Source organism: Microcoleus sp. F4-D5 (assembly GCF_036704885.1).
In the GTDB taxonomy this organism is placed as follows: domain Bacteria; phylum Cyanobacteriota; class Cyanobacteriia; order Cyanobacteriales; family Microcoleaceae; genus Microcoleus.
Genome location: NZ_JAUBSX010000160.1, coordinates 1 through 4,546 on the forward strand (window position 1 = coordinate 1; position 4,546 = coordinate 4,546).

Here is a 4,546-nt window from a genome sequence, read left to right on the forward strand (position 1 = left end):
GTCATTGGTTTTCTCACAGGATGGTCTTGGATCTTACATTCTTTATCTCTAGCACATCTTTAGAAAAATGGTATAAAGTAATGATTCCCCCTGCCATTTGTAGGACAAAAGCAGTCCCCAGATTCTATTCCTGGCATTCAGGATGGCGAGGGCTAATACCAATTTCCTAAAGTTCTGCTACAGATAAGGCATTTAAAATGAATTCCCATCCTGTCAAAGAAGCAATGATTTCTTTAGTCAGCTTTTTTAACTCTTTTCGCACCGACTTTCTCAACTCTTCTATTTGTGCAAATCTCAACCATTTCAATTGTTCTTTTAGATACCCCACAGTCTTTCTATTGGGTTAACCTCCGGACTGAAGGCGGACTGAAATAGTAAAAGCACATTCAGGCGGTAGGCTGAGATTTAAAGAACTATGAAATCCGCCGTTGTCTACTTGAATTATGTGCAAATTTGCCGAGACTTACAGGCAAATAGATCCCAGAATTTCTCAAAGCATACTGTATCTAAATCGGTAAAATATCACAAAAACTTTCTCCAGTTAGAGGCTCTACTGCCCCGTACAACCACATATAAGTAAAGTCAAGAAAGCACCTTTCCTTGCGGTTTTATGCCACGACCTGTTAGCTTTCTGCTTTGTATTGTATGCAACCCTATCCCGCTTTCATCTTGACTCCCAGATCGCTGTTTTTTACACTGTTTTAAAAAGCTCTCGCTTTGTCTCAAACTTGCTTTGATGATAACTGGGAGTTTTTTTAAAATTCTTCTACAGCCCGCAACTTTTCTGTTTTTCACTTGCCGGACGCGGTCAGGCATAATTTTCCTTGAAGCCGATATCTTGTCCATTGATGTACTGTCCGATCTGCTACAGGAACGGAGCAACAGTTTGTCAACCATTGATGTACTTCTTTGTAACTACTGAATTCTTCAGGTTCGCTCAATTTTTTTTCGAGTTTCTCTACAATTTGGGCATTCATAATTTTGGGTCTGCCTGAGCGAGGCTTCGCTCGATAATAATTCTGCTATTCCCGCGTCTGGATCGCTAGATAACCATCTTTATATTGTGGTACGGTGTTTACCGGCGCCGTACAGCAGAGACAAGACGCTGTATACCGTTTGGGTTGTAAGCCAATAAAGAACTTGTAGTTTTTCGTGGCGCAAAACATCTTTCTCTTTCCTCGTTAGAGTGGTCAGCTTTTCTGTTGTTTCCCGAATTTAAATCCGAACCCACGACTGACATTTTTCTTCCTTATATTTGGGTACTAGCTCACAAAAACGATACCTACTAATTCTAGCACTATTTTAGGAAATAGGTAGAAGTTTTTCTGTTCTCAGATACGATTAATTTACAGGAATGGCTGATTGTTTCTACATGGTCTGTCAAATGGTTAGCGTATATTTGATAGAACTGCTTAATAAATATTGACAGTATTTAAGTTTGCTAAATCTGATGCCGACAATAATTAAAACATTCCCATCGTCACTCTTAAAAGCGTCCAAGTCTATTCAATTTTTACACACTATATTATTGTACGATCGCACTCGGAAAGAGAGAAAGTCCTTAAAAAAAAGCATTTGGGAGGCTCGATTGGGCGATCGGGTCACACTTGCTAGCTCTTTCCCCAGGTTAAAGTCAGTCATCACAACAAACTGAGGTAAGGAGCACACGCTTGCCATGTGCCAGTTGCGTCACTCCTGTCAGATTTAACGAGCCCAACGAAATGGAAGGCTTTATGAGTATGAAAGCACCACCCACGGATCTCTCGACACCCAATGAGTTACAGTCAGTTCCGCTGCCATCAGGGAAATCGCACTTGCCCAACCTGTGGCAGTTGTGTAAGTCCTGTTCCTATTTGAATTTTAAGATACTCAAATACCTTCTTTTGCAATACTGCAACTTTGTTGCGGTGAGCAGTTACCGGGGTTGGCTGCAGCACCGCCGTCCCAGTGTGAAAAATCTCCGAGAGCATAATTTGAGCAGAGAATCCAGGATGTGTTTGTTCTGTAGTATATTTATTTAAGGCGTTGCAGATTTATGGTGTGAACGACTCAATCTGCAAAAAATTAAACCAGTGCATCAGAACATCTTCGGAATTTCCAACTTATCTATTTTCATACCGTAATTCAGCAACGCCTTACTTAAATAACATTTAACTTGCAGAGGTTGACGATGAAACCTTCAGAACAGCTATCAACACCGTCCAGTGTCTTTGATGAAACCTTCCGCGACAATCCCGATCCTTGGGGATATACCACCAAATTTAACGAAATCAGTAAATTCCGAGCAACTATCAGAGCTTTGCCAAAAGTCCAATTCAAAAATGCTTTTGAAATCGCCTGTGCCATTGGTGTACTGACGGAGAAACTAGCTCCCAAATGTGACAGACTACTGTCAGTAGACTATTCGGAAGTGGGATTGGTCGAAGCGCGGAAACGCTGCCGCCATCTCCCGCAGGTGCGGTTCGAGCAGATGCAGATTCCCCAACAGTTCCCAACTGAAAAATTCGATTTGATTTTATTTTCAGAAGTCGGCTTTTTTTTGACTATGGCAGACCTTTTGGAAACCAAACAAAAAATTATTGACGGTTTGCTTCCGGGCGGATATTTGTTGATGGTTCATTATCGCTTTACAGCGGGCGATTATTTTATCCTCGATGGCGAGACTGTTCACAATACTTTTGTCGAAAATTCTACATCATCTTTGAAACATCTTGGCGACCCGCGCAAAAAGTTTTTCATGCTAGATTTAGCACGCCATCACAAACGCTATCGGATGGATTTGTTTCAGCGTTTGTAGATGATACAAACAGATAGAGTCAGACAGCCTGCATCTATAACTGTCCTGACGCACGCGGTCAAAAATCCAGTTTCTGTGTCAATCTATGAATGGAAAGATCCACGATTTGTCTGAGAAACCGTTTTTTTTGCACGCACGACTATACAATTAAGTGTCGTCTTTTCCCAAGGCGCGGTGATTGTCGCGGGGGCATCCCGGCTGTTAGAAATATACCCAGAAAAGAAACCCAGTCAAGCGAAGCTATCGTCAAGAAAATTTCGCACAGCAAAATTCCAGGGTAGTCATAAATACAGCATGTTCCATGTAGATGTAGTACAAAAAAACCGGGTTTCGAGCAACAGAATTATTACTAGAGGCGAGAACTGTCAAGAAACCCGGTTTCTGGGATGTATTTCATAAACCTGGAATATGCTATATGTAGCGATCGCGGATATTACCCGGCTCTACATTCATTATAGTGATGAATGAAATACAAAACGGCTCCAATATGATTCTCTAATTTTTTTGATCGAGAAAAAGTTCGCCTTAAAAGTCTTGAAACTCGTTGGCGTAAAGTATTATTAAACCTTTCAATATGACTGGTTTTACCACTTTCTTTGCCAACGGGTTTGTGACGTTTTGAGGCAATAAATTTTTCATAAGATACCCAAAAATCCGTATAGCAAACCGCACATTGTCGATCGACAGGCGGCAAAGATTCCCAAAGCTTTTGTTTGTGCCGAGTTTCGGCTGCGATATCCAATATAAACTCCAACAATTTCTCTAGTTTTTCTGTATATAGCCAGCCAGACGATCGTGTTGATTATCTTTTTTTATAACAAAAGACCATAATTCATCACATTCAATGATTAATTTTCCTTTAGCTTTCTCTGAAACCTTTAGTTTACGAGGCGTTTGGGCGTATTTATTATTTACATAATTTTGCCGCCAAGTTGGAGAAACCCAGACCGAACGAGCAATTCCAGCGAGAGAATTTTTTTTGAATACAAGTCGATATATTAAATTATTAGTTTTTTGAAAATTCATTTTTTGTATAATTATCAACAAACTGCTTGCCACATTGTTTGCACTTAAAAAATTTTTTGTTGTTGTTGTGGGTACTGCCATTTTTTACGGTTTGTTTTCCTTGGCAGTATGGACAACAAGGTCGGCGATTTAAGAAATTAAAAAAAAATTCACAGCCAGTTAATTTACTGGAGTTTAGACTAAAAAACGAGCGCATCTAAAAGTAGCTGCCTTTGAAGATCCGGCAAGCTGTTGCTCAAAAACTCAAGAGAGAGAAGGTTAAATAGCCAATCTTGAAGACTTTTTGCGTCGAGAAACCCGTTTTTTCACAGTGGGATAGCATGGTGCCTTGGTACGTACCTTTCCTTGTTCCCAGCCGGGGGATTTTCCCCTCTGTTTGGGCATTTTTGCGGGAGTACCAATGTCAACTAAAACCGACAACATTGATTGGGCAACACGTCCAGGCGTTAAATTAATCGTAGCAGATTGCCTGCAGTAATACATTCTCGACCACTAAATCCCTAGCTAGCCAGAGTTGCCAACTCATCAATGGCATTAAATCACTCCAACGCTGGTGATTGTTCAGGAGTTCTCAAGTTAGGCAAAGTCCAATGCAATCGTTGCGAAAGCAAACCGATACCAATGATCCACCCCAAAACGGCGTAAATACTTAAACCAGACAGTTTCTAAGGGTAGAGTTCGTTCTCCCACCCAAGCCAACCATAAGGGTGGAAATGGCTGACC

3 protein-coding genes and 1 pseudogene are annotated in these 4,546 nt (G+C 40.8%); 1 reads left to right on the forward strand and 3 read right to left on the reverse strand.

Going from position 1 to position 4,546, the window contains the following annotated elements; all coding sequences use genetic code 11:
• Window positions 1-166: 166 nt before the first annotated feature.
• The gene (locus QUA80_RS33040; RefSeq protein WP_333429120.1) at window positions 167-328 is read right to left on the reverse strand and encodes a hypothetical protein; all 162 of its coding nucleotides are present in this window, start codon (window positions 326-328) and stop codon (window positions 167-169) included.
• 254 nt (window positions 329-582) lie between these two features.
• Entirely contained in the window at window positions 583-846 is a 264-nt protein-coding gene (locus QUA80_RS33045) for a hypothetical protein (RefSeq protein ID WP_333429121.1), read from the reverse strand.
• 1,324 nt (window positions 847-2,170) lie between these two features.
• On the opposite strand from QUA80_RS33045, the gene QUA80_RS33050 reads away from it, so the two are divergent.
• A complete protein-coding gene (locus QUA80_RS33050; protein ID WP_333429122.1) occupies window positions 2,171-2,797 on the forward strand; it encodes an SAM-dependent methyltransferase in 627 nt (208 codons plus the stop codon).
• A 433-nt stretch (window positions 2,798-3,230) separates the two neighbouring features.
• Here QUA80_RS33050 and QUA80_RS33055 read toward each other — a convergent pair.
• A pseudogene (locus QUA80_RS33055) lies at window positions 3,231-4,019 on the reverse strand (IS1 family transposase).
• Window positions 4,020-4,546: the final 527 nt, after the last annotated feature.